The sequence below is a fragment of the Microbispora rosea genome (genome assembly GCF_900156315.1).
GTDB classification, from domain to species: Bacteria; Actinomycetota; Actinomycetes; order Streptosporangiales; family Streptosporangiaceae; genus Microbispora; species Microbispora rosea.
In genome coordinates, this window is record NZ_FTNI01000001.1 from 207119 (window position 1) to 233548 (window position 26430).

28 protein-coding genes are annotated in these 26430 nt (G+C 71.2%); 15 read left to right on the forward strand and 13 right to left on the reverse strand.

All coding sequences use genetic code 11. The annotated features are described in order from the left end of the window. Nucleotides 1-981, reverse strand: coding sequence for an adenosylcobinamide-GDP ribazoletransferase (locus BXA11_RS00960; RefSeq protein ID WP_083743862.1), 981 nt, complete (start codon nucleotides 979-981; stop codon nucleotides 1-3). A gap of 18 nt (nucleotides 982-999) precedes the next feature. Further along, nucleotides 1000-2058 carry a bifunctional adenosylcobinamide kinase/adenosylcobinamide-phosphate guanylyltransferase gene (locus BXA11_RS00965; RefSeq protein WP_076431960.1) on the reverse strand — a complete coding sequence of 353 codons (1059 nt, stop codon included), beginning with the start codon at nucleotides 2056-2058 and terminating at the stop codon, nucleotides 1000-1002. A gap of 165 nt (nucleotides 2059-2223) precedes the next feature. Here BXA11_RS00965 and BXA11_RS00970 point away from each other — a divergent pair, with 165 nt between their 5' ends. Next, nucleotides 2224-2430 carry a hypothetical protein gene (locus BXA11_RS00970; RefSeq protein WP_030508879.1) on the forward strand — a complete coding sequence of 69 codons (207 nt, stop codon included), beginning with the start codon at nucleotides 2224-2226 and terminating at the stop codon, nucleotides 2428-2430. 79 nt (nucleotides 2431-2509) lie between these two features. Here BXA11_RS00970 and BXA11_RS00975 read toward each other — a convergent pair whose 3' ends face one another. Then, the gene (locus BXA11_RS00975) at nucleotides 2510-3508 is read right to left on the reverse strand and encodes an aldo/keto reductase family protein (protein WP_030508880.1); all 999 of its coding nucleotides are present in this window, start codon (nucleotides 3506-3508) and stop codon (nucleotides 2510-2512) included. 65 nt (nucleotides 3509-3573) lie between these two features. Here BXA11_RS00975 and BXA11_RS00980 point away from each other — a divergent pair, with 65 nt between their 5' ends. Next, nucleotides 3574-4755 (forward strand): SMI1/KNR4 family protein, encoded by a 1182-nt coding sequence (locus tag BXA11_RS00980; RefSeq protein WP_143734036.1) that lies wholly within the window; start codon nucleotides 3574-3576, stop codon nucleotides 4753-4755. A gap of 97 nt (nucleotides 4756-4852) precedes the next feature. Here the strand turns inward: BXA11_RS00980 and BXA11_RS00985 are convergent, their stop codons facing one another. Continuing rightward, the gene (locus BXA11_RS00985; protein ID WP_030508882.1) at nucleotides 4853-5488 is read right to left on the reverse strand and encodes a DUF3043 domain-containing protein; all 636 of its coding nucleotides are present in this window, start codon (nucleotides 5486-5488) and stop codon (nucleotides 4853-4855) included. Nucleotides 5489-5635: 147 nt separating this feature from the next. Here BXA11_RS00985 and BXA11_RS00990 point away from each other — a divergent pair, with 147 nt between their 5' ends. The 5 genes from BXA11_RS00990 to BXA11_RS01010 are packed head-to-tail and all read left to right on the forward strand — an operon-like array spanning nucleotide 5636 to nucleotide 8974. Further along, nucleotides 5636-6436 carry a PspA/IM30 family protein gene (locus tag BXA11_RS00990; protein ID WP_030508883.1) on the forward strand — a complete coding sequence of 267 codons (801 nt, stop codon included), beginning with the start codon at nucleotides 5636-5638 and terminating at the stop codon, nucleotides 6434-6436. Continuing rightward, nucleotides 6433-6711: a PspA-associated protein PspAA gene (gene pspAA, locus BXA11_RS00995; protein ID WP_030508884.1), complete on the forward strand. Its 279-nt coding sequence runs from the start codon at nucleotides 6433-6435 to the stop codon at nucleotides 6709-6711. The genes BXA11_RS00990 and pspAA overlap by 4 nt, the downstream gene beginning before the upstream one ends. Then, nucleotides 6711-7604: a zinc metalloprotease HtpX gene (gene htpX / locus BXA11_RS01000; protein ID WP_076431964.1), complete on the forward strand. Its 894-nt coding sequence runs from the start codon at nucleotides 6711-6713 to the stop codon at nucleotides 7602-7604. The genes pspAA and htpX overlap by 1 nt, the downstream gene beginning before the upstream one ends. Nucleotides 7605-7614: 10 nt before the next feature. Then, nucleotides 7615-8163 carry a PspA-associated protein PspAB gene (gene pspAB, locus BXA11_RS01005; protein ID WP_030508886.1) on the forward strand — a complete coding sequence of 183 codons (549 nt, stop codon included), beginning with the start codon at nucleotides 7615-7617 and terminating at the stop codon, nucleotides 8161-8163. A 16-nt stretch (nucleotides 8164-8179) separates the two neighbouring features. Then, complete coding sequence (locus tag BXA11_RS01010) at nucleotides 8180-8974, forward strand: maleylpyruvate isomerase family mycothiol-dependent enzyme (RefSeq protein WP_076431966.1); 795 nt, start codon at nucleotides 8180-8182, stop codon at nucleotides 8972-8974. Nucleotides 8975-9118: 144 nt separating this feature from the next. On the opposite strand, the gene nadA is transcribed toward BXA11_RS01010, so the two are convergent. Continuing rightward, a complete protein-coding gene (gene nadA / locus BXA11_RS01015; protein ID WP_197042676.1) occupies nucleotides 9119-10273 on the reverse strand; it encodes a quinolinate synthase NadA in 1155 nt (384 codons plus the stop codon). Between the two features lie 196 nt (nucleotides 10274-10469). On the opposite strand from nadA, the gene erpA reads away from it, so the two are divergent. Continuing rightward, entirely contained in the window at nucleotides 10470-10823 is a 354-nt protein-coding gene (erpA, locus tag BXA11_RS01020; RefSeq protein WP_030508889.1) for an iron-sulfur cluster insertion protein ErpA, read from the forward strand. 182 nt (nucleotides 10824-11005) lie between these two features. After that, nucleotides 11006-11992 (forward strand): carbohydrate kinase family protein, encoded by a 987-nt coding sequence (locus BXA11_RS01025; protein WP_076431968.1) that lies wholly within the window; start codon nucleotides 11006-11008, stop codon nucleotides 11990-11992. Nucleotides 11993-12002: 10 nt separating this feature from the next. Here the strand turns inward: BXA11_RS01025 and BXA11_RS01030 are convergent, their stop codons facing one another. Further along, a complete protein-coding gene (locus BXA11_RS01030; protein ID WP_076432429.1) occupies nucleotides 12003-12224 on the reverse strand; it encodes a sulfurtransferase TusA family protein in 222 nt (73 codons plus the stop codon). A 101-nt stretch (nucleotides 12225-12325) separates the two neighbouring features. Next, complete coding sequence (locus BXA11_RS01035) at nucleotides 12326-13459, reverse strand: cysteine desulfurase family protein (RefSeq protein WP_076431970.1); 1134 nt, start codon at nucleotides 13457-13459, stop codon at nucleotides 12326-12328. Between the two features lie 187 nt (nucleotides 13460-13646). On the opposite strand from BXA11_RS01035, the gene ctaC reads away from it, so the two are divergent. From ctaC to BXA11_RS01055, 4 genes are all read left to right on the forward strand, one after another. Then, nucleotides 13647-14477 carry an aa3-type cytochrome oxidase subunit II gene (gene ctaC, locus BXA11_RS01040; protein ID WP_030508893.1) on the forward strand — a complete coding sequence of 277 codons (831 nt, stop codon included), beginning with the start codon at nucleotides 13647-13649 and terminating at the stop codon, nucleotides 14475-14477. Beyond that, a complete protein-coding gene (ctaD, locus tag BXA11_RS01045) occupies nucleotides 14474-16138 on the forward strand; it encodes an aa3-type cytochrome oxidase subunit I (RefSeq protein ID WP_030508894.1) in 1665 nt (554 codons plus the stop codon). Before ctaC ends, ctaD begins: the two co-directional genes overlap by 4 nt. Continuing rightward, complete coding sequence (locus tag BXA11_RS01050) at nucleotides 16135-16530, forward strand: cytochrome c oxidase subunit 4 (RefSeq protein ID WP_030508895.1); 396 nt, start codon at nucleotides 16135-16137, stop codon at nucleotides 16528-16530. The genes ctaD and BXA11_RS01050 overlap by 4 nt, the downstream gene beginning before the upstream one ends. A gap of 139 nt (nucleotides 16531-16669) precedes the next feature. Continuing rightward, nucleotides 16670-17839: a L,D-transpeptidase gene (locus tag BXA11_RS01055; RefSeq protein ID WP_076431972.1), complete on the forward strand. Its 1170-nt coding sequence runs from the start codon at nucleotides 16670-16672 to the stop codon at nucleotides 17837-17839. Here BXA11_RS01055 and BXA11_RS01060 read toward each other — a convergent pair. Together BXA11_RS01060 and BXA11_RS01065 are read right to left on the reverse strand one after the other, a co-directional pair. After that, nucleotides 17796-18962 (reverse strand): acyltransferase family protein, encoded by a 1167-nt coding sequence (locus BXA11_RS01060; RefSeq protein WP_076431974.1) that lies wholly within the window; start codon nucleotides 18960-18962, stop codon nucleotides 17796-17798. The two genes, BXA11_RS01055 and BXA11_RS01060, sit on opposite strands and share 44 nt — an antisense overlap. Further along, a complete protein-coding gene (locus BXA11_RS01065) occupies nucleotides 18952-20004 on the reverse strand; it encodes an alpha/beta hydrolase (RefSeq protein ID WP_275409671.1) in 1053 nt (350 codons plus the stop codon). The genes BXA11_RS01060 and BXA11_RS01065 overlap by 11 nt, the downstream gene beginning before the upstream one ends. Nucleotides 20005-20138: 134 nt before the next feature. On the opposite strand from BXA11_RS01065, the gene BXA11_RS01070 reads away from it, so the two are divergent. Next, nucleotides 20139-21383: a sensor histidine kinase gene (locus tag BXA11_RS01070; protein WP_076431976.1), complete on the forward strand. Its 1245-nt coding sequence runs from the start codon at nucleotides 20139-20141 to the stop codon at nucleotides 21381-21383. After that, a complete protein-coding gene (locus BXA11_RS01075; protein WP_076431978.1) occupies nucleotides 21380-22033 on the forward strand; it encodes a response regulator in 654 nt (217 codons plus the stop codon). Before BXA11_RS01070 ends, BXA11_RS01075 begins: the two co-directional genes overlap by 4 nt. A 101-nt stretch (nucleotides 22034-22134) precedes the next feature. On the opposite strand, the gene qcrB is transcribed toward BXA11_RS01075, so the two are convergent. From qcrB to ctaE, 4 genes are read right to left on the reverse strand one after another with little or no spacing between them, the layout of a single operon-like run. Then, a complete protein-coding gene (gene qcrB, locus BXA11_RS01080; RefSeq protein ID WP_076431980.1) occupies nucleotides 22135-23766 on the reverse strand; it encodes a cytochrome bc1 complex cytochrome b subunit in 1632 nt (543 codons plus the stop codon). Then, a complete protein-coding gene (qcrA, locus tag BXA11_RS01085; protein WP_076431982.1) occupies nucleotides 23763-24842 on the reverse strand; it encodes a cytochrome bc1 complex Rieske iron-sulfur subunit in 1080 nt (359 codons plus the stop codon). The genes qcrB and qcrA overlap by 4 nt, the downstream gene beginning before the upstream one ends. Next, on the reverse strand, nucleotides 24839-25648 hold the full coding sequence (qcrC, locus tag BXA11_RS01090; RefSeq protein WP_076431984.1) for a cytochrome bc1 complex diheme cytochrome c subunit: 810 nt from the start codon (nucleotides 25646-25648) through the stop codon (nucleotides 24839-24841). The genes qcrA and qcrC overlap by 4 nt, the downstream gene beginning before the upstream one ends. Before the next feature lie 17 nt (nucleotides 25649-25665). After that, the gene (ctaE, locus tag BXA11_RS01095; protein WP_432871498.1) at nucleotides 25666-26334 is read right to left on the reverse strand and encodes an aa3-type cytochrome oxidase subunit III; all 669 of its coding nucleotides are present in this window, start codon (nucleotides 26332-26334) and stop codon (nucleotides 25666-25668) included. Nucleotides 26335-26430 lie beyond the last annotated feature (96 nt).

The following is a 26430-nucleotide window of genomic DNA, read 5'->3' on the forward strand; positions in this document are numbered from 1 at the left end:
TCACAGCAGCAGGGCGGCGACCAGCAGCGTGACGGTCGTGGCCGTCTCCACCAGAGCGCCGAGCACGTCGCCGGTGACGCCGCCCAGCCGCCGTACGGCCCGGCGGCGCAGCAGCGCGGCCGCCCCCAGCCCGGCGGCCATCGCCAGCAGCAGCCCGGCCGTCGTGATGACGTACGGATCGTCCGACAGGCGGTGCAGCAGCCACGCGGGCCGCAGACCCGCGTCGGCGGTGCCCTCGTAGATGATTCCCGGGGACAGGTCCCGGACGGAATAGCCGACGGCGCCGAAGGCGGGCGTCGAATCGAACGGCCAATCGAACGGCCAGCAGTAGTCCAGCAGCGACGGGCCGGCGGCCGCCACGAGGGCGAGCACCACCACGACGGCCGCCGTCGCGGCGGTGGCCCCGAGCGCGGCGCCGCGCCGTACGGTGCCGGCGACGAGCGCGCCGAGGCCGGTGGGACGGGCGGCGGGCACGCCCTCGCGGCAGGCCCACGTGACGGCCAGCCTGCCGGTCGCCGCGGCCGCCACCAGCACGACCCAGGCCACCTCGCCGTCCCGCGCCAGCACGGCCACCTGCACGAGCAGGGTGATCACAAGGGCGACCACCCCGAACGGGCCGATGTCGGAGCGCTTCATCACGTCGAGAGCGCCGTCGGCCGGCTTGCCGCTGCCGAGCCCGTCGGCCAGGTCCGCGAGGCCGTCCAGATGCAGCGCCCGAGTCAGCCACGCCAGCATGCCCACGGCGAGGACGGCACCGAGCAACTGCGAGCCCGACACCGCGCCGGCGACCACGAGCACCACGGCGGCGACCACGCCGAGCAGCAGGCCGACGAACGGCGCGAGCGACATCGCGCGTCCCGCCACGGCGCGGTCGACCTCTACCGGCCGCACGGGGAAGACGGTGAGTGTCCCGACCGCGAGCCGCCAGGCCGCGCCGGGGCCGCGTACGGGGCCGGGTGCGGGGGAGGGTTCATCGGGCACGAGGGGAGATCGTAGTTGTCAAAGGGGCAGCGGGACGACCCGGCCGGAGACCACCAGGGCGACGTCCTCGGACTCGCGGGCGAGGGCCTGGTTGAGGCGGCCGAGCGCGTCGCGGAACAGCCGTCCTGCGGGGGTGGCCGGGATCACCCCGAGGCCCACCTCGTCGCTCACCGCCACCACGTGGGCGCGGGTGCCGCGCCAGGCGGCCGCGAGCGCGTCGCACCGCTCCGCCACCCGATCGAGTGCGGCGCGGTGACCGGCCGAGGGCGCGGCGTCGGGCCAGGCGGCGCACTCGTCGAACACGGCGGCGAGCCAGGTGCCGAGCCCGTCGACGAGCAACGTCCCCGGACCGCCGGAAAGGACGGACACGAGGTCGGTCGTCTCCGCGGTCCGCCAGTGCGCCGGGCGCCGTTCGCGATGGGCGCGCACGCGGGCGAGCCAGGCCGGGTCGTCACCGCCCGAGGGACCGGTGGCGACGTAGGTCACCTCGGGTTCGGCGGCCAGGCGGAGCTCGGCCTCCTCGGACTTGCCCGACCGCGACCCGCCCAGCAGCAGCGTCCGGCGGGGCCGCACCGGCGGGGTCGCCTCCGTGGTCGTCTCCGTGGTCGCCGTGTCCACGACGGTTCCGTCGGGGACGGCCGCCGCGCCCCAGAAACCGAGCCGGCGGCCCAGCTCGCTCTCCGCGGGAACGCGGTGGTCGAGGTGCACCGCGATAATCCGTGTCGCGGGCGTGACCCGTCCGCGGCGGCGCAGGTCCCCCAGCCGCTCGGGACGGTCGGGCAGGTCCATGAGCACCGCGTCGAAGGGCCCGTCGGCGTCCCGCCCGGGTGACCCGGTGGCGGGCCCCGCGGCGTACAGCAGCCGGCCGCCGCCGGGCCCGGTGACCTCGCGCCCGTCGGCCGTGTCGCGGACCGCGTACCCGGCGGGCAGGCGGGCGTCGGTGACCCGTACGCGGCCGTCGAGCACGATGGACGACGGACGCCGGTGGCCGGGGGCGAGCCGGCCGCAGGACGCGCAGGGACAGCCGGGGACGGGCCAGCCCTCCGGGCCGCCGGTTCCCTCCAGGCGGATCTCCATGCCGCTGCCTTTCCGCGTCCGTGTCGCCGGGCGGCCCCGCGTCGGCGGGGGAGGTTGGACGCCGGGAAGAGAGGATAGGGTCCGGCTGCACGGTCTTTGTGCCGCACCGGCCCCGGCGTGAAGTCCCGGCGCGGGGGCGGCGAGGAACCGAAGGAGCGGGTGCGCATGATTTGGCGGTGGCGTTACGAGGACGCGAACGGCGGCGAGGTCACGGACCGGCCGCTGCCCCGGGAGATCTTCTCCAGCCAGTCGGACGCGGAGTCGTGGCTGGGGGAGAGCTGGCGCGAGCTGCTCGAGGCCGGTGTCGAGCAGGTGTCGCTGATGGAGGACGAGCGGGTCGAATACTCGGGGATGTCCCTGCGCGCCGACTGAACCGCGCGGGGGCCGGGACCGCGACGGGCGCGGTCGCGACCCCCGCGACGACACCGGTCCGGCAGGACCGGAGACGGCGTCAGGGACGCGTGGGCGGGCTGACGGTCTTGGCCGGGTCACGCTCGACGACCGGGCCGAGCACGTCGTCGATCTTCTTCAGCACCTCGGCGTCGAGCTTCACACCCGCGGCCTTGACGTTGTCGCGCACCTGCTCGGGCTTGGTGGCCCCGATGATGGCCGACGACACGTTGGGGTTCTGCAGCACCCACGCCACGGCGAGCTGGGCCATCGAGAGCCCGAGGTCGGCCGCGATCGGCTTGAGGTCCTGCACCCGGCGCAGCAGCTCGTCGTCCATCAGCCGGCCGATGAAGCCCGAGCCGGACGGGTCGGTGGCGCGGGACCCGGCCGGCGGCGGCTGGCCGGGCAGGTACTTGCCGGTCAGTACGCCCTGGGCGATCGGCGACCAGACGATCTGGCCCAGGCCCTCCTTCTCGCACAACGGCACGACCTCGGCCTCGATGACCCGCCAGAGCATCGAGTACTGCGGCTGGTTGGACACCAGCCGGTCGAAGCCCATCTCGTCGGCGATCTTCAGGGCCCGGGCGATCTGGTCGGCCGACCACTCGCTGACTCCGACGTACAGCACCTTGCCCTGCCGTACGAGGTCGTCGAAGGCCCGGAGGGTCTCCTCCAGGGGCGTCTCGGCGTCGAAGCGGTGCGCCTGGTAGAGGTCGACGTAGTCGGTCTGCAGCCGGCGGAGCGACCCGTTGATCGACTCCATGATGTGCTTGCGGGACAGTCCCCGGTCGTTCTTGCCTTCGCCCGTGGGCCAGTAGACCTTGGTGAAGATCTCCAGCGACTCGCGCCGGATGCCCTTCAGCGCCCGGCCGAGGACCTCCTCGGCCCTGGTCCCGGCGTAGACGTCGGCGGTGTCGAAGGTCGTGACGCCTTCGTCGAGAGCCGCGCGGACGCACTCGACGGCGGCGTCCTCCTCCACCTGGGACCCATGGGTGATCCAGTTGCCGTAGCTGATCTCGCTGACCATGAGGCCACTGCGGCCAAGATGACGGTATTCCATGGGTCCGACCTTAGGACATGACATCGCGTCACTCCCCCGGGGTGGTTCGCGGTAATGTGCCCGGCGTGCGCCGGTTGATCGTTTCTCGCCCCGTACGGCTGGCTCTGGCCGTCGCGCTGGTGGCGGGTGTCGCCGTAGGGCTGGTCGCCGCCGCCCGCCGGCGCCGCGCCGCCGTGCAGGTCCCGGCCGCTCCGCACTCCGCTCCGCCGGATTCGCGGCAGCCCGCCCCGCTGCCAGAGGCGGGGGAGCCGGCCGGGCGCGGCCCCGAGCCCGTGCTCGGCTGGCCCACGAGGGAGGACCTCGAGAGGTACGACCGGCCGGAGGCCGGCGCGCCGATCGCGCGCCTCCTCGGCGGGCTTCCCCGGATGGAGCGGCCGCGCGGACGGAAGGCGCGCCGCTGGACGGCCGCGCTCGTCGGGCTCGGCCTGCTCGTGCTCGCGTCGCAGTTGCTGGAGAACGCCGTGTTCAGCCCGGAGCCCGGGGCGTCGTTCGGCTGGACGGCGTACGCGGGAGACCCTGCCGGGCCCTGCCTCGCGGACGGTTGCCCGGCGGCGGGCGACCGCGTGTCCGCCGGCCGGCCGGACGAGTCCTGCCTCGCCGCCGCGTGCGGCGTGGCGCGGAATCCCGTGCCGTCCGAGGGGCCCGCGGGCGCGGAGGCGGCGGCAGTGACGCCGGCGCCGTCCCCCGCTCCCGAATGCGCGGTCCGGAAGAGGTCCACGACTCCAGTCGCACGGCCGGTCTCCCGGCGCGTGACGGCCGCGGTGAACCGGCAGTGGCGGCGGATAGAGAGATGGCTGAAGGCGCACGCGCCCAGGACGTACGCCTCGCTGAACGGCCCCGCCAGCCGGCGACTGGTGGCGACGGCCGAGGCGCGGCTGGGGAGGCGCATCCCCGACTCGTTGCGGGCCTCGCTGCTGCGCCACAACGGAGCCCGGGGATCGGCGGCGTTCCGGCTCTCGCCGTATTACTGGGTCATGGGCGCGCGCGAGCTGGTCGCCTCCTGGCCCGAGGTCTGCCGGATGGGCGGAGGCATCCCCTTCGCCTACAGCCCCGACGTCGCCGACTACCTCGTGACGGACTCCGTCACGGGCGGGGTGGGCTCGGCGGACTGGGAGACGCCGTACTTCGAGGACGAGTGGACGTCGTATTACGCGCTGCTCACGGCCACGGCGGACGCCCTCGCCGAGGGCGGCCCCGTGGGCGGGTGGGTCCCCGTGGTGCGCGAGGGCGTTCTCGAGTGGAAGTGAGGCGGCCCAGGCCGGACGGCCTGGGGAGCCACGCCCGGGCAACCCGGGCAACCCGGACATCCGGGGTCAGGCTGCCCGGGTCACGCGGCCGTGCGGGTCACTTCTTCGCGCCGGCCGTGTTCTTGAGGGCGACCGGCAGACCGCCGGGCAGGACGGTCGGCTTGGGGAAGCGCAGGCGGCGCATCTGGGACGAGCGCATCGCCGCGTAGAAGCCCACGCCCTTGAGGTCCTCGCCCGGGAACTTCGCCGCCGCCTCCTTCTTCACCCTCCCGGCCACGTAGAACGAGCTCGCCAGCACGAGCACCATCACGACCGGCAGGGACAGCGTGTAAAGCAGCATGACGGCCGAGCGGACCGGGATCGGGAACGGCACCATCGACAGCAGCATGATGACGAACACGACGGGCAGGAAGTACTGCCCCGGCAGCCGCCGCGAGTCCACCCAGTCGCGCGCGAACTTGCGCACCGGGCCGCGGTCGCGTGCCGGAAGCGCCCGCTCGTCGCCGCGCAGCATGGCGTCGCGCTGCTTGCCGCGCAGCGCCTTGTCGCGCTCGCGCGCCAGACGGTAGGCCTCCTTGCGGTTGGCAGGAGCGGTCACCGGGGAGCGGCGGCGGCCCTGCGCCTCGCTCCGCTTGGGAGTGGGACGGCCCTTACCCGGGGTGCCGTGGGGCTTAGGATCCTCTACAGGGACGGGGGAGTCCTCCGCTGAGGTCTGAGTGCGACGTCGGAACACGTCGCCCAGCCTACCGGGAGTGCAACTTAGTGACGCCCTCGCGCGTTATGCGTAGGGTGAACCCAGGCGGTTACGCCGCCTGACAAGGGGTTTGAGACGGCTGGGGTCACCCACGCACAACCTTGGAGAAGGGGACGGCCGACGCGCATGAGCGTGATGAAGAGACTTTCCATGATCTTCAAGTCCAAGGCCAACAAGGCCCTGGACAAGATGGAGGATCCGCGGGAGACGCTGGACTATTCCTATCAGCGCCAGCTTGAGCTGCTGCAGAAGGTCCGCCGGGGCGTGGCCGACGTGGCCACCAGCCGCAAGCGGGTGGAGCTGCAGATCAACCAGCTCGAGGGGCAGGCCACGAAGCTGGAGAACCAGAGCAGGCAGGCCCTGTCGGCCGGGCGCGAGGATCTGGCCCGCGAGGCGCTGACCCGCCGCAACGGTCTCAACGCCCAGATCGCCGACCTGCGCATCCAGTACAGCAACCTCCAGGGCGAGGAGGAGAAGCTCACCCTCGCCAGCCAGCGGCTCCAGGCCAAGGTCGACTCCTTCCGCACGAAGAAGGAGACCATCAAGGCCACCTACACGGCGGCCGAGGCCCAGACGCGGATCAACGAGGCGTTCTCCGGCATCTCCGAGGAGATGGGCGACGTCGGCCTGGCCATCCAGCGGGCCGAGGACAAGACCGCGCAGATGCAGGCGCGCGCCGGCGCGATCGACGAGCTGCTCGCCAGCGGCGCACTCGACGACTTCACCGGGCAGCGCGACGACATCCAGGCGGAGCTCGACCGCATGGGCGGCGGCTCGGACGTCGAGCTGGAGCTCGCCAAGATGAAGGCCGAGCTCGGCCAGGGCCCGGCGCCCAGGAGCGCGATCGAGCAGGGCCAGCAGGGCCAGGCCGCCCCGTCCAACCAGCAGCACACGCAGCAGCTGCGCCAGCCGGGGGAGGGACTGTGATCGTCAGAATCATGGGTGAGGGCCAGGTCGAGATCGGCGCCGCCGACATCGACGTCCTCAACGAGCTCGACAGCGAGCTGGAGGCCGCGATCGAGTCGGACGACGAGACCGAGTTCCGCACCAAGCTGCACGCGCTCCTCGACAAGGTGCGTCACGTCGGCAAGGCCCTGCCGGACGACTCGCTGGAGCCGTCCGAGCTGATCCTGCCGCCGGCCGACGCCTCGATCGAGGAAGTGCGGGAGATGCTCGGGGACACCGGGCTCATCCCTGGCTGATGGCCTCCACGCGCTTCGCCCCTGATCGCGGCCTCACCGTCCGGATGACCGTGACGATGTTCCTGCTCGGGCTGCTCTATGTCGCGTTCGTGGCGGTCCTGGTCGCGGTGGGCGTACGTGCGGTCACCGTGCTCCTGATCGCCGGGGGTCTCCTGCTGGCGCAGTACTTCCTGTCCGACAAGATCGCGCTGTTCGCGATGCACGGGCGGGAGGTCTCCCCGCAGGAGGCTCCCGAGCTTCACGGGATCATCGACCGGCTGAGCGCGATGGCGGGGATGCCGAAGCCGCGGGTGGCGATCGCCGACTCGGACATCCCGAACGCGTTCGCCACCGGACGCAACCAGAAGAACTCGGTGGTCTGCGTGACCACCGGCATTCTGCGCAGGCTCGACGCGCGGGAGCTCGAAGGCGTGCTGGCCCATGAGATGTCCCACGTGGCCCACCGGGACGTGGCGGTGATGACGATCGCCTCGTTCCTGGGCGTCGTGGCCGGTCTGATGACGCGCTTCGCGCTCTACACCGGTCTGGGCGGCCGGAGGAACGACAACGGCCCCCCGGTCGGCCTGATCATCTTCGCGGTCTCCGGCCTGGTCTACGCCGTCAGCTTCCTGCTGACGCGGGCGCTGTCGCGCTACCGCGAACTGGCCGCCGACCGCGCGGGCGCGCTGCTGACGCAGCAGCCGAGCGCCCTGGCCAGCGCCCTCGTCAAGATCAGCGGTGACATCGGCAGGATCCCGACCAGGGACCTGCGCGAGGCGCAGCCGTTCAACGCCTTCTTCTTCGCGCCCGCCCTGTCGGGCCAGAGCGTCGCCTCGCTGCTGTCGACCCACCCCTCGCTGGAGCGCCGGCTGGACCAGCTGGCCAGGATCTCCGCCGCGCTGGGCCGCGGATGAGGGGGCGCTGATGGGCTGGTTCGACTCGCTGCTCGGCCGCTCCAAGCCCGCCAGGCCCGACCTGGACGCGCTGTTCGCCCTGCCGTCGGCCGCCGTCACGCTGCAGGCCGCCACCGGCTTCGCCCCGGCGGGAACCGGGTCGGTGTGCTTCCGCGCCGCGGAGGGCGGCGCCTTCGCCCGGCTCGAACAGGACATCGAGGCCCTGATGGGCAGGGTCGAGGTCTCCCGGGACTCCTACGGCTACACCTGGCTGCAGGTGCGCAATTCCGACGTGGCCGGGCTCGTCACCGACCTGCACGCGGCCAACTCGTCCCTGGAGTCGGCGGGGTTCGGCCCGTCACTGCTGTGCTCGCTCGTCACCTTCGCCGACCCGTCGCGACGGAAGCTGGCGATCGTGTATCTCTACAAGCGCGGCACGTTCTACCCCTTCGCCCCGGTGGGCGAACCGCGCCGCGACAACGCGCTGGAACTGCAGGTGCGCGGCGTCCTGGACCACGAGCTCACGATCGAGCCCGAACTCGCGAGCTGGTTTCCCGTCTGGGGCGCCCCCGGCCTCTGACCTTCGGGAGCTCCCCATGACCGAGTGGACCCACCTGCGGCACACCGAGGCCGCGGCCGCGGAGATCGGCCGGATGGCCGAGGCCGTACGGGGACGGGACGGGACCACACCTGTGCCGACCTGCCCGGGGTGGGACCTCAGGGAGCTGGTCGAGCACACGGGCGCCATCCACCGGTGGGCCGCCGCGATGGTGCGCGACGCCGCCGTCCGCCGATACGACCGCGCCGCGATGGACCACGGCATCCCCGAGGACTTCGCCGGCCACGCGGACTGGCTGGAGGCCGGAGCCGGGCAGCTCGCCGAGGCGCTGAAGGGCCGCGACCCGGACACCGAGGTGTGGAACTGGACGGGGAACCGCAGCGCCCGGTTCTGGTCCCGCCGACAGCTCCACGAGACCGTCGTCCACCGCGCCGACGCCGAGATCGCCCTCGGGATCGCCCCGGAGATGGACGAGGGCGTCGCGGCCGACGGGGTGGCGGAGTTCTTCGACATACTCCCGTACACCCGGTGGCAGCCCCTGATCGCCGAGCTGAGGGGCGACGGGGAGACGATCTCCTGGCGGACGGAGACGGGCGGGGCCTGGCTGGTGCGGCTCACGCCCGAGGGGTTCGCGTACGAGCGGTCCGGCGCCCCGGGTGACGTGGCCGCGGACGTCACCGCAGACGTCACCGCGGATGTCACCGCGGATGTCACCGTGCGCGCGGAGACGACCGGCGACCTGATGCTGACGCTGTGGGGACGGCGCGAGCCCGGCGCGGTCGAGGGCGACACGGCTCTACTGGACTGGTGGCGCGAGCGCGCGCGCATGTGAGGCCGGAAGCCGCGGTCGCGGTCGGAAGAACGCGGGGCGCCTCCGGGAGGTCCCGGGGGCGCCCCGCGTCACAGTGCCCCGATCACGCCAGCCTCGATCACGGCGGCCTCGATCACGGCGGCCTCGGTTAAGGCAGCGCCTCGGTTACGGCAGGGCCAGCATGCGGTCGAGGGCGACCTTGGCCCAGTGGGTGGTGTCCGCGTCGACCGTGATCTGGTTGACGACCTCGCCGTCGGCCAGCGACTCCAGCGCCCAGACCAGGTGCGGAAGGTCGATGCGGTTCATGGTGGAGCAGTAGCACACGGTCCGGTCGAGGAACGTGATGGTCTTGTCGGGGAACCGGTTCGCCAGCCGGCGCACCAGGTTCAGTTCCGTTCCGACGGCCCAGGAGGACCCGGCCGGGGCCTCCTCCAGCATGCGGATGATGTACTCGGTCGAGCCGACGAAGTCCGCCTTGGTCACGACCTCGTGGCGGCACTCGGGGTGCACGAGCACGTTCACCCCGGGGATGCGGGCGCGCACCTCGTCCACGCAGGCGGCGGAGAAGCGCCCGTGGACCGAGCAGTGGCCCTTCCACAGGATCATCTTCGCGTTCTCCAGCTGCTCCCGGGTGAGGCCGCCGTTCGGGCGGTGCGGGTTGTAGACCACGCAGTCGTCCAGCGACAGCCCCATCTCCAGCACGGCCGTGTTGCGGCCCAGGTGCTGGTCGGGCAGGAACAGCACCTTCTCGCCCTGCTCGAACGCCCAGTCGAGGGCGCGCTTCGCGTTCGAGGAGGTGCACACGGCGCCGCCGTGCCGCCCGCAGAACGCCTTGATGTCCGCACTGGAGTTCATGTAGGTGATCGGCACGACCCGGTCGGCGATGCCGGCGTCCTCCAGGGCGTCCCAGCAGTCCTCGACCTGGTTGAAGGTCGCCATGTCGGCCATCGAGCAGCCGGCGGCCAGGTCGGGAAGCACCACCTTCTGCGTGTCACCGGTCAGGATGTCGGCCGACTCCGCCATGAAGTGGACACCGCAGAACACGATGTACTCCGCCTCGGGCCGGGCGGCGGCCTCGCGGGCGAGCTTGAACGAGTCGCCGGTCACGTCGGCGAACTGGATGACCTCGTCGCGCTGGTAGTGGTGACCGAGCACGAACAACCGGTCGCCGAGCCGCTCCTTGGCCACGCGGGCGCGTTCCACGAGGGTCGGATCGGACGCGGGAGGCAGCTCGCCCGGGCAGTCGACGCCGCGTTCGCTGTGCGGGTCGGTGTCCCGGCCGAGGATGAAAAGCGGAAGGCCAGTCTCTGTGATCGTCACGACCACACCCCCTCGGGGACTTATCGTCTAACTGACGACTAATCATTACACATCACCTCGCCTGGTTCGTCGCGCGGTTGCCTGTGAGGCATCTGGAATGTGTAGGGCTGCACGGGTGTTGGTAGCGTCTAGGTAGGACGTCAGAACCAATCAGACCGCCCCGAAGGGCGGTTGGCGCAGACGCGGGAGTCAGCACATGACGGTTGAGAGCAGCGAGACCACGCAGCAGGGCCTGATCCTGACTGACGCGGCCGCGGCCAAGGTCAAGAGCCTGCTCGAGCAGCAGGGCGAGGAAGGGCTGCAGCTCCGGGTGGCCGTCCAGCCGGGTGGCTGTTCCGGCCTGCGTTACCAGCTCTTCTTCGACGACCGGTCGATGGACGGCGACGTGGTCGCCACCTTCGGCGGCGTGAACGTCGTCACCGACCGGATGAGCGCGCCGTACCTCATCGGCGCCACGGTCGACTTCGTGGACACCATCGAGAAGCAGGGCTTCACCATCGACAACCCCAACGCGACGGGGTCGTGCGCCTGCGGCGACTCGTTCAACTGACGGCGAGCGCGTGCCCGGCAGCCTCGCCGGGCTCGTGCCGCGATGGAGGGTGGGTCGAGCGCCCCGTACGGGTTGTTCCGTGCGGGGCGTCGTCGTGCCCGAGACGGTACGCTCAGTAGGTTCGGCGGGATCAACGTCCCCGCCCCTGTCTCTCTGATGCTGACAACGAGGAGAATGACCCCGTGCGCATCGCCGTCACCGGCTCCATCGCCACCGACCATCTGATGACGTTCCCCGGCCGCTTCGGCGACCAGCTCATCGCCGAGCAGCTCGACCGGGTCTCGTTGTCGTTCCTCGTCGACGAACTGCAGATCCGCCGTGGCGGATGCGCGGCCAACATCGCGTTCGGCATGGGCTGCCTGGGGCTCACCCCGGTCCTCGTCGGCGCCGTCGGCACCGACTTCGCCGACTACCGCTCGTGGCTGGAGCGCCACGGCGTCGACTGCGACTCGGTGCACATCTCCGAGCTGCACCACACGGCGCGCTTCCTGTGCACCACGGACGAGGACCACAACCAGATCGCCTCGTTCTACACCGGCGCGATGGCCGAGGCGAGGGAGATCGAGCTGGGCCCGATCGCCGACCGACTCGGCGGGCTCGACCTCGTCCTGATCAGCCCCAACGATCCGGCGGGGATGCTGCGGCACACCGACGAGGCGCGGCAGCGGGGCATCCCGTTCGCCGCCGACCCGTCGCAGCAGCTCGCGCGCATGCCGGGCGAGGAGATCCGCCAGCTCGTGGAGGGCGCGGCGTACCTGTTCAGCAACGACTACGAGCTGGGCCTGATCGCGCAGAAGACCGGCTGGTCGGACGAGGAGATCCTCGACCGGGTCGGCGTACGGGTGACCACCCTCGGGCCCAAGGGCGCCAGGATCGACCGCAAGGGCGAGCCGTCGCTGCACATCCCGCCGGCGCCCGAGCTGGGCAAGGCCGACCCGACCGGCGTCGGCGACGCCTTCCGCGCCGGGTTCCTCTCCGGGCTCGCCTGGGGCCTGTCCCTGGAGCGCTGCGGCCAGATCGGCAACCTCACCGCCACCCACGTGCTCGAGCAGGTCGGCTGCCAGGAGTACGAGTTGAGCCAGCGCGTCTTCCTGGAGCGCTTCGCCGCGGCGTACGGCTCGGAGGCGGCCGGCGAGGTGGGCGGGCACGCCCGCTGCCACTACGCCTGAGGACGGGCGCTCAGTAGTTGCGGCGCACGTGGATGGACCAGCCGCCGTGAGGCAGCTCGTAGCTCCCCACGTGCTCGTGTGACTTCAACCGGCACCAGGCCGGGACGTCGGTGAACGCGGCGGGGTCGTCGGCCAGCACGGCGACCACCCCGCCCGTCGCCACCTGGTTGATCCGCTCGGCCAGCATGATGATCGGGATCGGGCACTTGCGGCCCAGCGCGTCGATCGTCAGCGCGGGCGGCTCCGCCGGCTGGACCGGCTCGGCGACTTCGGCGGGCTCGGCCCGAACCGCCTCGGGAGACCGCCGGGCGCCGCCCGTCCGTCTGCGCCACATCAGTGCACCCCCAAGCTCGACCGGATCCGCCGCACGATGTCCGGGAGCACCGCGAGGAAACGATCGATGTCGTCCTCGGACACGCCACGGGGCAGCGATACCCGCACATTTCCATGCGTAAGCACGCCCATTGCCTCCAGAACATGCGATGGACGAAGCGTACTCGCCGTGCAGGAGCTGCCGGACGAGACGGCGAAACCGGCCTTGTCGAGCTCGGTGAGCAGCGCCTCGCCCTCGACGTACAGGCAGGAGAACGTGACGAGGTGCGGCAGCCGCAGGACCGGGTCGCCGACGACCTCCACGTCGGGCACCAGGCGGGGCACCTCGGCGCGGATCCGGTCGACCAGGGCGGACAGCCGCCGTCCCTCGGCCTCCGCCTCCTCGGCCCGGGCGCGCAGCGCCGCGGCGGCGGCCACGATCGCGGGCACGTTCTCGAACCCCGGCACGCGCCGCCGTTCCCGCTCGTCCTCGGGCAGCGGCGAGCGCCATCGCACGCCCTTGCGCACCGCCAGCACGCCCACCCCGGCCGGTCCGCCCCACTTGTGCGCGCTCGCGGTCAGGACCGACCAGCCCTCGGGGAGCGGCAGGCGGCCCGCCGACTGCGCGGCGTCGACCAGCAGCGGCACGCCCGCCTCACGGCAGGCCCGCGCCGCCTCCTCGACCGGCTGGAGGGTCCCCACCTCGTGGTTGGCCGTCTGCAGGCACGCCAGGGCGGCGCCGGGCCGCGCGACGGCCTCGGCGAACGCGTCCGCGTCCACCCGGCCCGTACGGCTCACGCCCACGATCTCCATCTCGCCGCCGCCGCCCTCGTGGAGGGCGCCCGCGTGCAGGACGCTGGAGTGCTCGACGGCGCTCGCCACCAGGCGGGTCCCGGCCCGGCGGCGGCCGGCCAGCGTGCCGAGCACGCCGAGGTGCACGGCCTGCGTCCCCGACGAGGTGAACGACACCTCGTCGGGCCGGGCGCCGATCAGTTCGGCTACCTCTGCCCTCGCGCGCTCCAGTAACATCTGGGCGCGGCGCGCCGTGCCGTACAGGCGGGCGGGATCGGCCCAGCCGGCGTCGATCGCCGCCAGCAAGGCGTCACGGGCCGCGGGATGGAGAGGTTCGGTCGAAGCCGCGTCCAGGTAGGCCACAGTTAGGACATTAACGGGGGCTGCTCAGAGGGGCGGCGCCGGTCCGCGCTAATGTGTCCCCCAGCGTGAACTCAACCAAGTAAAGGTCTGACCGGCCGGAAGACTGGCGCCGGTCTCACCTAAGGGTCAATTGGAAAAACCGCCCAGGAGAGGAACTCTTGGGCTTCATCTGTGGGGTAGGCGATCCGTGAGTCCGACCCGCCGTACGACACGGCGACCGTGGGCACGCCGCCGGTTGCCCGGAGCCGCCGCCCTGGCGCTGCTGGTGGCGTCCGGGACGGCGTGTAGCAACCAGGCGATCGATCAGTGGTCCCGTGGGGGCATGCCGGAAGGTGTCACCAAGCAGGCCGGCATCGTCCAGACGCTCTGGAACGGGAGCTGGATCGCGGCTCTCGCCACCGGCGTGGTCGTCTGGGGACTGATCCTGTGGGCGTGCATCTTCCACCGTAAGAAGAAGAACAGCCCCGATCAGCTGCCTCCGCAGGTGCGCTACAACCTGCCGATCGAGATCCTCTACACGGTGGTCCCGGTCATCATGGTCGCGGTCTTCTTCTACTTCACGGCCCGTGACGAGACCGAGATCACGCGGATCACCAAGGCCGCCCCGGTCAAGGTGGCCGTCGAGGGCTACCAGTGGAGCTGGCGCTTCACGACCGAATACCAGGGCCAGAAGGCCGTGGTCGCGGGCGTGCCCGTGGACCTCAGCAAGCAGAGCGCGGAGAACCCGCAGGGTCCGCAGCTCGTGCTGCCGGTCAACACCCAGGTCCAGTTCGACCTGCACTCGCCCGACGTCATCCACTCGTTCTGGGTGCCGGCGTTCCTGTTCAAGCAGGACGTCTTCCCGGGCAACGTGCACAACCGCTTCCAGATCACGACGCTCGACAAGACGGGTGTCTTCGTCGGCCGATGCGCCGAGCTCTGCGGCACCGACCACAGCAAGATGCTGTTCTCCGTGAAGCTCGTCCCGCAGGCCGAGTTCGACCAGTACATCAAGAGCCAGGCGGGGAGTGCGCAGTGACCGCCATCCAGGAACCGGCCGGCATCGCCGCGCGGCCGTACACCAAGGGCACGGTCATCGCCAAGTGGCTGTCCTCGACCGACCACAAGGTGATCGGGCACCTCTACCTGATCACGTCGTTCGTGTTCTTCCTCATCGGCGGCCTCATGGCGCTGGTGATGCGGGCCGAGCTCGCGCAGCCGGGGCTGCAGGTCGTGTCCAACGAGCAGTTCAACCAGCTGTTCACCATGCACGGCACGATCATGCTGCTCATGTTCGCGACGCCGCTGTTCGCCGGCTTCGCCAACGAGCTGATGCCGCTGCAGATCGGCGCGCCCGACGTGGCGTTCCCCCGGCTGAACATGGTGAGCTACTGGCTCTACCTGTTCGGCAGCACGATCGCCGTCTCCGGCTTCTTCACCCCGAACGGGTCCGCGTCGTTCGGCTGGACCGCGTACGCGCCGCTGTCGAACGCGGTGACCTCGCCGGGCCTCGGCAGCGACCTGTGGGTCCTCGGCCTGGCGCTGTCCGGTCTCGGCACGATCCTCGGCGCGGTGAACTTCATCACCACGATCCTCACCATGCGGGCCCCCGGCATGACGATGTTCCGGATGCCGATCTTCACCTGGAACATCCTGCTCACCAGCATCCTGGTGCTGCTGGCCTTCCCGGTCCTGGCGGCCGCGCTGCTCGCCCTTGAGGCCGACCGCAAGCTGGGCGCGCACATCTTCGACTCGCCCACGGGCGGGGCGATGCTGTGGCAGCACCTGTTCTGGTTCTTCGGTCACCCCGAGGTCTACATCATCGCGCTGCCGTTCTTCGGCATCATCACCGAGATCCTTCCGGTCTTCAGCCGTAAGCCGATCTTCGGGTACATCGGCCTGGTCGGCGCGACCATCGCCATCGCCGGCCTGTCGGTCACCGTGTGGGCCCACCACATGTTCGTGACCGGCCAGGTGCTGCTGCCGTTCTTCTCGTTCATGACGTTCCTCATCGCCGTGCCGACCGGAGTGAAGTTCTTCAACTGGATCGGCACCATGTGGCGGGGACACCTGTCGTTCGAGGCGCCGATGCTGTTCGCGGTCGGCTTCCTGGTGACCTTCCTGTTCGGCGGCCTGACCGGCGTCATCCTGGCGTCGCCCCCGCTGGACTTCCACATCAGCGACACCTACTTCGTCGTGGCCCACTTCCACTACGTGGTCTTCGGCACCGTGGTGTTCGCGATGTTCGCCGGGTTCTACTTCTGGTGGCCCAAGTTCACCGGCAAGATGCTGAACGACAAGCTCGGCAAGCTCCACTTCTGGCTGCTGTTCTTCGGCTTCCACCTGACCTTCCTGGTGCAGCACTGGCTGGGCGTCATCGGCTTCCCCCGGCGCTACGCCGACTACTCGGCGAGCGACGGCTTCACCGACCTGAACATGGTCTCCTCGGCCGGCGCGCTCCTGCTCGGCCTGTCCACCCTGCCGTTCTTCTACAACGTGTGGGTGACGTGGCGTAAGGCGCCCAAGGTCACCGTGGACGACCCGTGGGGCTTCGGCGGCTCGCTCGAGTGGGCGACCTCCTGCCCGCCGCCGCGGCACAACTTCACGTCGCTGCCGCGCATCCGGTCCGAGCGCCCGGCGTTCGACCTCAAGTACCCGCACATCACCGCCAAGCCTGAGCTGGTGGAGGAGTCCCGATGAAGATCCAGGGATGGATGTTCCTGCTCTGCGGCGTCTTCTTCGCCGCCGCGGACGTGGTCTACTGGTTCTGGTCCAAGGAGCCGACCGGCACCACCGCCATGGCGATCTCCGTCGGCCTGGCCCTCATGATCGGCTACTACCTGCTGTTCACCGCGCGCCGCGTCGGCGACCAGCCGGAGGACAACAAGGAAGCCGAGATCAGCGACGGCGCGGGCGAGATCGGCTTCTACAGCCCGCACAGCTGGTGGCCGCTGTTCGTGTGCCTGTCGGCCGCGCTGACGTTCTTCGGCTTCGCGGTCGGCTGGTGGCTGTTCTTCATCGGCCTGTTCTGCACGGTCATGAGCATGATCGGGTTCGTGTTCCAGTACTACCGGGGCAACTTCTCGCACTGATCGCGCGAATCCCCTGACGGCCGGTCGGCGTTCTCGCCGACCGGCCGTCCGCGTTCTTTGCCGGCATGCGGTCCCCGGACTGCCCGAACGGTACATCACCAGGGAATAACCCCCGGAAAGCGACGCTAGGGGGACGGACGTGCGTGCTGGTGCGGGGGCGCTGGCCCTTCTCGTGATGGTTGCCGGGTGTTCCACGTCGGGCGGGCGGGACGAGGATCGAGGCCCAGGGACAGCGATCAGCATCAGCCCGCTCGACGGCGCGGCCGACCTGCCGCCCGAGCTTCCGATCCTGATCGGCGCGGCGGGCGGCACGCTCACCCACGTGGCCGTACAGGCCGCGGGAAAGCCCGTAGCGGGCGTGTTCAGCCCCGACCGCACCCAGTGGCGCAGTGAGCGCTCCATGGCCCCGGGGACGGCCTACAGCGTCGAGGCGACGGCGGCGGGCTCCGGCGGCTCGGCGACCAGGACCGTCCGCTTCACCACGAAACAGGCCGCCAAGACCTTCGGCATCTCCACCCTGCTGCCCGACAAGCAGGACACCGGCCTCAAGGTCGGCGTCGGCATGCCGATCATCATCACCTTCGACAAGCCGATCGCCGACCGCGTGTCCGTCGAGCGCAACCTGATCGTGCGGGCGTCCAAGCCCATCGACGGCGCCTGGCACTGGATCGACGACAAGAACGTCGTCTTCCGCCCGGAGAAGTACTGGCCGACGTACACGAAGGTCCGCGTCACCGCGCGCCTGGCCGGCATCAGAGGCGGCGAGGGCATGTACGGCAAGCAGGACTACGTCAGGGACTTCGAGATCGGCCGGTCGCAGATCAGCGTCGCCAACACCCAGACCCATTACATGAAGATCGAGCGCGACGGCAAGCAGATCAAGAACATGCCGATCAGCGCCGGCATGGGCGACGTGCTCCGCCACCACACCACCAGCGGCATCCACGTGGCGATGTCCAGGGAGGACGTCACGGTCATGACGTCTCCGGACGCCTCGCCGGGGCAGTCCGGCTACTACGAGACGACCGTGTACAACAGCGTCCGCATCTCCAACACCGGCGAGTACGTCCACGGCGCTCCGTGGTCCGTGGGCGACCAGGGCAACTCCAACGTCAGCCACGGCTGCGTGAACGTCAGCCCGGAGAACGCCAAGTGGTTCAAGAACAACACCCTGATCGGCGACCCGATCATCGTGACCGGGACGCCGCGCAGGCTGGAGGCGACCAACGGCTGGAGCTACTGGCAGGACTCCTGGCCGGAATGGCTCAAGCGGAGCCGCCTGCGCGCCGCTCCCGCCGAGTCCCTCTGAGCGGCCTTTCAGCGCCGTGTGGGCGGCGCGTCTCGTGGTGGCGGAAGACGGCCCAGCACACGGCCAGGGCCGCCGCGAACGCCGGCAGCCACGCCAGCCGGGCGGCCACCCAGCCGGGATCGCCGGGGACGGTGTGCAGGCCGGGCAGCGCGCCGCCCGCGAGCCGCAGGGCCGCCGCCGTGACCGCGATCATCGCGGTCTGGTGCCACAGGAAGAGCGTCATCGCGGAGACGTTGACCAGCGCCACCGGTGCCCAGACGGCGGGACGGCGCAGCACCCGCCGCAGCGGCCCCGACAGCACCAGGGCCGCCCCGCACTGGGCGAGCCCGAACGCGACGGCCGCCACCGTGGGCGGGGACTGGTTGGAGACCGGCGCGCCCGGCACCCCGACCATGGACGCCGGATAGCCGGCCCACAGGACGAGAGCGGCGGTGGCGGCGGCCCCGCCGAGCAGCAGCGCCCACCCTGTCAGGCGGCCGTCCAGCCGTCCGCGCGCCCACAGGGCGCCCAGACAGTACGGCACCAGCCAGCCGGTCCCCACGTTGAGCCAGCCGGCCCAGGACGGCCCGTCCAGGCCGAACCTGACGAGGTCGGCCAGCGCGACGGCGGCGAGCGGCCACGCCGGGTGCAGCCGGGCGGCGAGCGGAGTCGCCGCCGTCAGAGCGGCGAAGACCAGCAGGAACCACATCGGCGACCACACCAGCTTGACCAGCGCGTAGACGGTCCCCGGATCGGCCCCCCACGCGAGCATCGCGACCGCCGCCGCGGTCCACACCCCCACCAGAGGCACCACCGGGCGGAACAGGCGGGCCATCCGGGCGGCGGCCCACCGCCCGTGGCCCTCGCCCCGGGCCCGCGCGCGGCCGTGGCTCTCGACGGCCACCCGCCCGCCCACGAAGAAGAACACGGCCATGGTCTGGAGCAGCCAGGAGGCGGGCGCGAGTTGCGGCATGTACTTCAACGGGCTGGTGACGCGCAGCACGCCGCTGTCGGCGACGGGGGCGGTCACCAGCCAGTGACCGGCCACCACACCGGCGACGGCGAGGGCGCGCAGCGCGTCGACGGCCCGGTCGCGCCCGCCGGGTGTCGCCGCCTCCACGCGCTGGACGAGGTCACGAAGCATGGCTCACTCCGGTGGGAGCATGCCCCGACAGGATCCGGGCGATGTTCGTCAGAGCGGGCGATCCGTCTTTCAGATAGTCGCTGTGACCGCCGTCGCCCGCGGCGAAGATCCGGGCGCCGAACCGGGGGTCCACGGGATCCTCTCCGAGCCCGATCGTGGCGAAGGGCAGGCGCACCGCCGCGTGCGGCAGGCCGCCGACCCAGTCACCGGTGCTGCGTGCGGCCCACACGGTCGCCCGGGTGCGCATCGCCGCCACGTCGTCCACGCCCGCGCCTGGACTGCCGTACAGGATGATGTCCGCGACGTCCAGACCGTGCGCGGCCCGGCCGCACAGCACGCTCCCGTACGAGTGACACAGCAGGCCGATGCGGGCGGCGGGCCTGAGCCGGGCCAGGTCGCGGACGAAGGCGCGCAGTGCGGGGACGGCCTCGTCCGCGCGGCCGGTCGTCAGCGCCTGGAAACTCACGACGCTCGGGGGCCGGTAGCCGAGCCAGGCGACGACGGCCCCCCGGCCGCCCAGCGCCCGCTGCAGCCGCATCGAGCCGCCCCGCAGGAGTCCGTAGGTGTCGAGGCCGGTGCCGGAGCCGGGGACGATCACCGCGATCCGGTCGGCCGCCGCCAGGTCGCCGAACACCTCGGCGACCCGGCCGCCGTCGCGGCCGTCGAAGGACAGGAAGCTCCGGGCGGGGTCGGCCATCGCCCGCAGCATCGCGGCCCGCCATCGGTGACCGGCGGCCGTGGCGGTCGGCATCGCCGCCTCGATCGCGCCGCGGGTGGCGGCGTACCGCTCGGCCAGGCTCGCGGCCGTCACGGCCCGCAGTGGGGGCAGGCGGGGCGGGACGGGCGCGGCGACCGCCTCGGGACGCGTCGCACCGGTCACCGGGAAGGCGAGCGCGGCGGCGACGAACGCGGCGAGCAGCCTCCGGCGCAGGCGCCCCCCGGCCGGGCGGGGGTGGCGGCGTTCGCCCGTGCCGCCGCGGGGGAGGGGGAGTGGGGAAGGCCGCCGGTCGTGGGCGCCCGTCGGCTGCGTGGTGTCGATCACCCGATTCACGGTGCCGCGAGCTGCGCCCCCGCCACATCGGACTGTCAGCGACATTCGCCGCGACACCGGTCAGACCGTGGATGTAAACCCCTGGTCGGATGCTCGCAAATGGGACACTCGTCTACGCTCTGAGCATGCCGGTCGCGCCCCCGAGTCCCTCCCTGAAGCGGCTGCCGCCCGGGACCTGGGTGGTCCTCGCCTGGTGCGGGGGCATGGCGGTCACGTTCCTGCTGCGACTGCGGCTGCCCGGAGAGTGGTACCCCGCCATGCGGCCGGCGGCGCAGTTCTTCCGCTGGGACGGCCTGGTCCACATGGCGCTGGCCACCGCACTCGTGCCGGCCTGTGGCGCCCTGCTGCGCCGCCGCCCGTTGCCGGCTCTGGTCCTGGGGCTCGCCGCGTCCGTTTTCGGGACGTTGCCCCTGGGCGTGGCGGAGATTCCGCTGCCGCAGTTCCTCGCGGCCGAGGTCGCGGTGTTCTTCATCGCCGCGGAACGGCCGCGCGGAACCGGCGTCGTCGCGGTCGTCATGGCCCTCGCCACGCTGGGCGCCCATCTGGCGGTGCGGCTGATGTGCGGGTGGCCGATCGGGGTGTCGTCCGAGACGGCCGTGGCCCTCACGACCGTCATCGCCTGGCTGCTCGGCAACTCGGTGCGTGAGTCGCGTGAGCATGCCGAGGAGCTGCGCGCCCGGGCGGCGACCCAGGCGGTCAGTGACGAGCGGCTCAGGATCGCTCGTGAGCTGCACGACATGGTCGCCCACAGCATCGGAGTCATCGCCCTGCAGGCGGGCGCCGCGCGGCGGGTCATCGACACCCAGCCGGAGCGGGCACGGGACGCGCTCGGCGAGATCGAGACGGCAGGCCGCCAGACGCTGTCGGGGCTGCGCCGGATGCTCGGCGGACTGCGCGGCCCCGGGCAGGGGCGTCCGGCGTCGCCCGGGCTCCTGGGGACGGCGTCCCTGGAGACGGCGTCCCTGGAGACGGCGCCTCTGGAACCGGGCGCCGGCCTCGCCGGCGTCGACCGGCTGGCCGCCACGACCACGCAGGCGGGCGTACGGGTCGACGTGCGCCGGCTGGGGGAGCCTCGTCCACTGCCGCCGGAGATCGACGTGTCGGCCTACCGCATCGTCCAGGAGGCCGTGACCAACGTGGTGCGTCACGCCGGCACGGCGTCGTGCCGCGTGTGGATCGACTACCGGGACGACGAGGTGCGCATCGAGGTGCTCGACGACGGGCGCGGCGGTGACAGCGGGGAAGGTTACGGCCTGATCGGGATGCGCGAGCGGGTCGGCGTCCTGCACGGGACCTTCGCCGCCGGCCCGCGTCCCGAGGGAGGCTTCCGGGTCGAGGCCCGGCTGCCCGTGCCCGCGGAGGTGCGATGACCGTCCGCGTGCTGCTCGCCGACGACCAGCCGCTGGTCCGCGCCGCCCTGCAGATGGTGATCGCCGACGCGCCCGACCTCGACCTCGCCGGGGAGGCGGGCACCGGCGCGGACGCGGTGCGGATGGCAGAGGAGGCCGGGCCCGACGTCGTGGTGATGGACATCCGCATGCCCGGCATGGACGGGATCGAGGCCACCCGGCTGATCACCGAGGGCTGCGGCGCCCAGGTCCTCGTCCTGACGACCTTCGACGACGACGAGTACGTCCACGGCGCGCTGCGCGCCGGGGCGTCCGGGTTCCTCGTCAAGGACATGGCCCTGGACGACATCCTCGCCGCCATCCGGGTGGTCGCCGCCGGGGAGGCCCTGATCGCGCCGCGCGTGACCCGCCGGCTGATCGAGGAGTTCGCGGGCCGTCCCGCGCCCGGCCCGCGGCCTCGTCAGGCCACGGGGCTCACCGAGCGGGAGGCCGAGGTGCTGACCCTCGTCGGGCGCGGCCTGTCCAACGCGGAGATCGCCGCCGAGCTGTTCATCAGCGCCGCCACCGTCAAGACGTACGTGACGCGGCTGCTCGCCAAGCTCGGCGCCCGCGACCGCGTGCGGCTCGTCATCATCGCCTACGAGACGGGCCTCGTGTCCCCGACCGGCTGAGCCGGATACGCGCAGATGGCGCGAGGCGGGAAGCACAACGGCCCGGCGGGGGAGTGGTCTCCCCCTGCCGGGCCGCTTCGTGCCGGTCGGTCAGGTGCCCGTCAGTGGAGCTCCTTGCGGTCGCCGGCGCCGACGCCCGCGTGCTCCTCCTCGTGGCCCTCCTCGTGGTGGCCGTCGGTCAGCGGAACCCGGTCGGTCCCGTACGCCTGACTCATCTTGAGCCGGAGCCGGCCGAGGGCGCTGCGGGCGCCCTTGGGCGGGATGCCCTCGCCGTCCTCGGCGCTCTCGAGCATCGGGATCTCCTGCTTGCCGCGGATGTGCTCGGCGATGTCCTCCGCCGGCGGCGTGTGGACCTCGATGTACTGGCCGTTCGGCATTCGCTTGATGACGCCGGACTCCACGCCGTGGGACAGCACCTCGGCGTCCTTGCGCTGGAGGCCGATGCACATCCGGTAGGTGATCCAGTACGCGATGGCCGGGCCGATGAAGATGGCGAACCGTCCGAACCAGGTCGTGCTGTACAGGTCGAGGTGGAAGTTCGCCGACAGCTCGTCGTTGGCGCCCAGCAGCCACAGGATGCCGTAGAACGTCATGCCCGAGATGCCGATGGCCGTGCGGTGCGGGTTGTTGCGCGGCCGGTCGGCGATGTGGTGCTCGCGGCGGTCGCCCGTGACCCACTGCTCCAGGAACGGATACAGCGCCAGGCCCGTCATGACGAGGCCCAGCGGCACCAGCGCCGGGATCAGCACGCTGAACGTCACCGTGTGGTCGAGGAAGTTGATCTCCCACGACGGCATGAGGCGGAGCGCGCCCTCCAGGAAGCCCATGTACCAGTCGGGCTGGGATCCGGCCGAGATGTCCGCCGGCGTGTACGGCCCGAACAGCCAGATCGGGTTGATCTGGGCGAACGTGCCGAGCAGCGCGATGACGCCGAACGTGAACAGGAAGAACGCGCCCGACTTGATCATGAAGGCGGGGTAGAACGGGGCGCCCACCACGTTCTTGTCGGTCCTGTTCTTGCCCGGCATCTGCGTGTGCTTCTGCACCCACATGAGGATCATGTGGGCCGAGACCAGCGCGAGCAGGATGCCCGGGATCAGCAGGATGTGGATCGAGTAGAACCGCGAGATGACGTCGTGGCCCGGGTACTCGCCGCCGAACAGGAAGAACGAGACGTAGGTGCCCACGATCGGAATCGACTGGGCGACGCCCTGGGTGATCCGCAGACCCGCGCCGGAGAGCAGGTCGTCGGGGAGGGAGTAGCCGGTGAGGCCCTCGAGAAGCGCCAGCGAGAGCAGGAGGATGCCGATGATCCAGTTGAGCTCACGCGGCTTGCGGTACGCCCCGGTGAAGAAGATGCGGAGCATGTGCACCGTCATGCCGCCCACGAACAGCAGCGCCGCCCAGTGGTGGATCTGCCGCATGAGCAGACCGCCACGGACGTCGAAGCTGATGTTCAGCGCCGAGGCGTAGGCCTCCGACATCTTCACCCCGTACAGCGGGGCGTAGTTGCCGGTGTAGGTGACCTCGGCCATACCCGGCTTGAACCAGAACGTCAGGAACGTACCGGTCAGCAGCAGGATGACGAACGAGTAGAGCGCGATCTCCCCCAGGAGGAACGACCAGTGGTCGGGGAAGATCTTCCTCAGGTTGCGCTTGAGGAAGTTCCCCGCGCCGATGCGGTCGTCGACGAACGTCGAGGCGCCTGCGATGGCCTTCGGGGGAGCGTTCATGATGCGTTCTCCCTAGCTTCGGCTTCAGCGTCGCCGCGCTCCCAGAAGCTGGGACCGACGGGGACCTTGAAGTCGGACTTCGCGACGAGGTAGCCCTCCTCGTCGATTCCGATGGGGAGCTGCGGCAGCGGCCGGGCGGCGGGGCCGAAGACGACCCTCGCTCCGTCCGCCGCGTCGAAGGTCGACTGGTGGCACGGGCAGAGGATGTGGTGCGTCGTCTGCTCGTAGAGAGCCGCCGGGCAGCCCACGTGGGTGCAGATCTTGGAGTAGGCGACGATGCCGTCGTGCGTCCAGTTCAGGTTCGTGCCGGACTTGAGCTCCTCCGGCCGGAACTTGAGCAGGATCAGCGTCGCCTTGGCCAGCGCGTTCAGGTCCTCCTCGTAGCCCTCGGGGACCACGGAGAGAATGCCGCCGGGCGAGTTGAAGTCGGCCGCGCGGATCGGCTGGCCGGAGCCCTCGACCACGAGGCGGCGCGGCTTGCCGTCCTTGGTGGGCTCACCCCAGACGGTGTGCCTGAGCGCGGTCCCGGGGAGCGGGCCGAGGTCCTTCAGCAGCACCAGCGGGGCCAGGCCCAGCGGAGCGGCGGCCAGCAGCAGCGTGCGGCGCAGCAGCCGGTGCTTGACGAACCCGCTCTCGTCGGCGCCCTGGACGAAGGTCTCCTTGACGTACTCACGCGTGCCGTCGTCGGAGCGCATGTCGTGGCGCTCCTGGACGAGGTTGTACTTCGGCATGATCTGCCGTACCCAGACCGTGAGTCCCGCGGCCAGCGCGAGCAGGGCCAGGGCCAGGGTGCCGCCGAGCGCGAAGTTCGAGGCGGCCGTCTTGTCGATCGTGCCGACCTGGAAGATCACGTACGAGGCGATGAAGCCGGCCCCGGCCAGGAAGGTGACCAGGAACAGCAGCGCGACGAGGCGCTCGGCCTTGCGGGCCTTGACCGGGTCCTGCGGGATCACGCCCGGAACGCCCTCGGGGGCGTGGATCGGGTCGGTGTCGACGATCGGCGCGTCCGCGGGCGGAGTGCCGATGACGCGGGCGCGCACCCGGCCGCTCTCGGGGTACTCGTTCTGCTCTGTCATGCCGCCCGTCGCTTCTTCGCTGTGATCCAGATGGAGGCCAGGATCAGGAGGCTGAGACCCACGACCCACGCTACAAGGCCCTCGGTGACGGGGCCGATGCGGCCCAGACCCGAACCGCCCGGGTCGACCTGCGACCGCACGTGGGTGATGTACGCGATCATGTCGCGCTTCTGTTCCGGCGTGATCGTGGAGTCGTTGAACACCGGCATCGCCTGCGGGCCGGTGGCCATCGCCTCGTAGATCTGCGTCGGCGTCGCCGGGTTCAGCGGCGGCGCGTACTTGCCGTAGGTCAGCGCGCCGCCGGCGCCCACGAAGTTGTGGCACTGGATGCAGTTGGCGCGGAAGAGCTCGCCGCCCTTGGCCGGGTCACCCTTGGCCGGGTCGACCTGCTCGGCGCTGGGCACCGTCGGGCCGCCGCCCAGCGACTGGACGTACGCCGCGAGCTGGTCGACGGCCTGGTCGGTCGCCCACTCCGCGCGCGGCTTGCGCGGAGCCTGGGGACCCGCGTCGGCGGCGGGCATGCGGCCACTGCTCACCTGGAAGTTCACAGCGGCGGCTCCGACGCCGATGAGCGTCGGAGCCTTCTTGGTGCCCTCGGCGTTCAAGCCGTGGCAGCTCGCGCAGTGCGCCACGAACAGGCTCTTGCCCTGCGCCACGTCGTCGGCCTTGCCGGACGCGATCGCGGCGTCCGCGGTGCTGCCGTTCGGCGCCGTGAGCGCGTAGCCGCCGCCGAGCAGGCCCAGCGCGAGCGCCACGACGGCGACTCGCGCGAGGGGATGGCGCCGTCGGGCGGTGATGGAGTTCACCGAAATCCCCGTTCCGATCATTTGATGATGTAGATGGTCGCGAAAAGGCCGATCCAGACCACGTCGACGAAGTGCCAGTAGTAGGACACGACGATCGCGCTGGTCTGCTGCTCATACGTCAAGCGCTTCGCGGCGTACGTACGTCCCAGGATGAACAGGAACGCGATCAGACCACCCGTCACGTGCAAGCCATGGAAGCCCGTGGTCAGGTAGAACACCGAGTCGTACGGAGAGTGCGAGAGGATGTGACCCTCCTCCGCCAGGTGCCCGTACTCCCAGAGCTGTCCGCCCACGAAGAACGCACCCATCAAGAAGCTTACGACATACCAGAATCGCAGCTTCTTGACCTGGCCTTTCTCGACGGCCCACACGCCCAGCTGGCACGTGACGCTCGACAGAACCAGGACGGTCGTGTTGAAGGTCGCGAACGGGACGTTGAGGTCCGCCTCGGGCCAGTGCGTGCCCTGCCCCAGGCTGACCGACCGGATGGTGAAGTACATCGCGAACAGCGCCGCGAAGAACATGAGCTCAGAGGACAACCACACGATGGTGCCGACCTGAACCAGGTTCGGCCGGCTGGACCCGTGCGGTCTCGTCGTCGTAGTAATTGCGGATGCTGTCGCCACGCCCAGCATTATTGCGGCTCCCCAGGTCGGGTCGCCCCACGACCCCCCGCTAGGGTCCATCTGCGCCTACGAAACGGGCATGTCATGGCAATCGCCCCGGGGCTGCGAGCCCTGCAGCCGCGCCGGTAGCATCACGATGACCATACCCCGCGATTC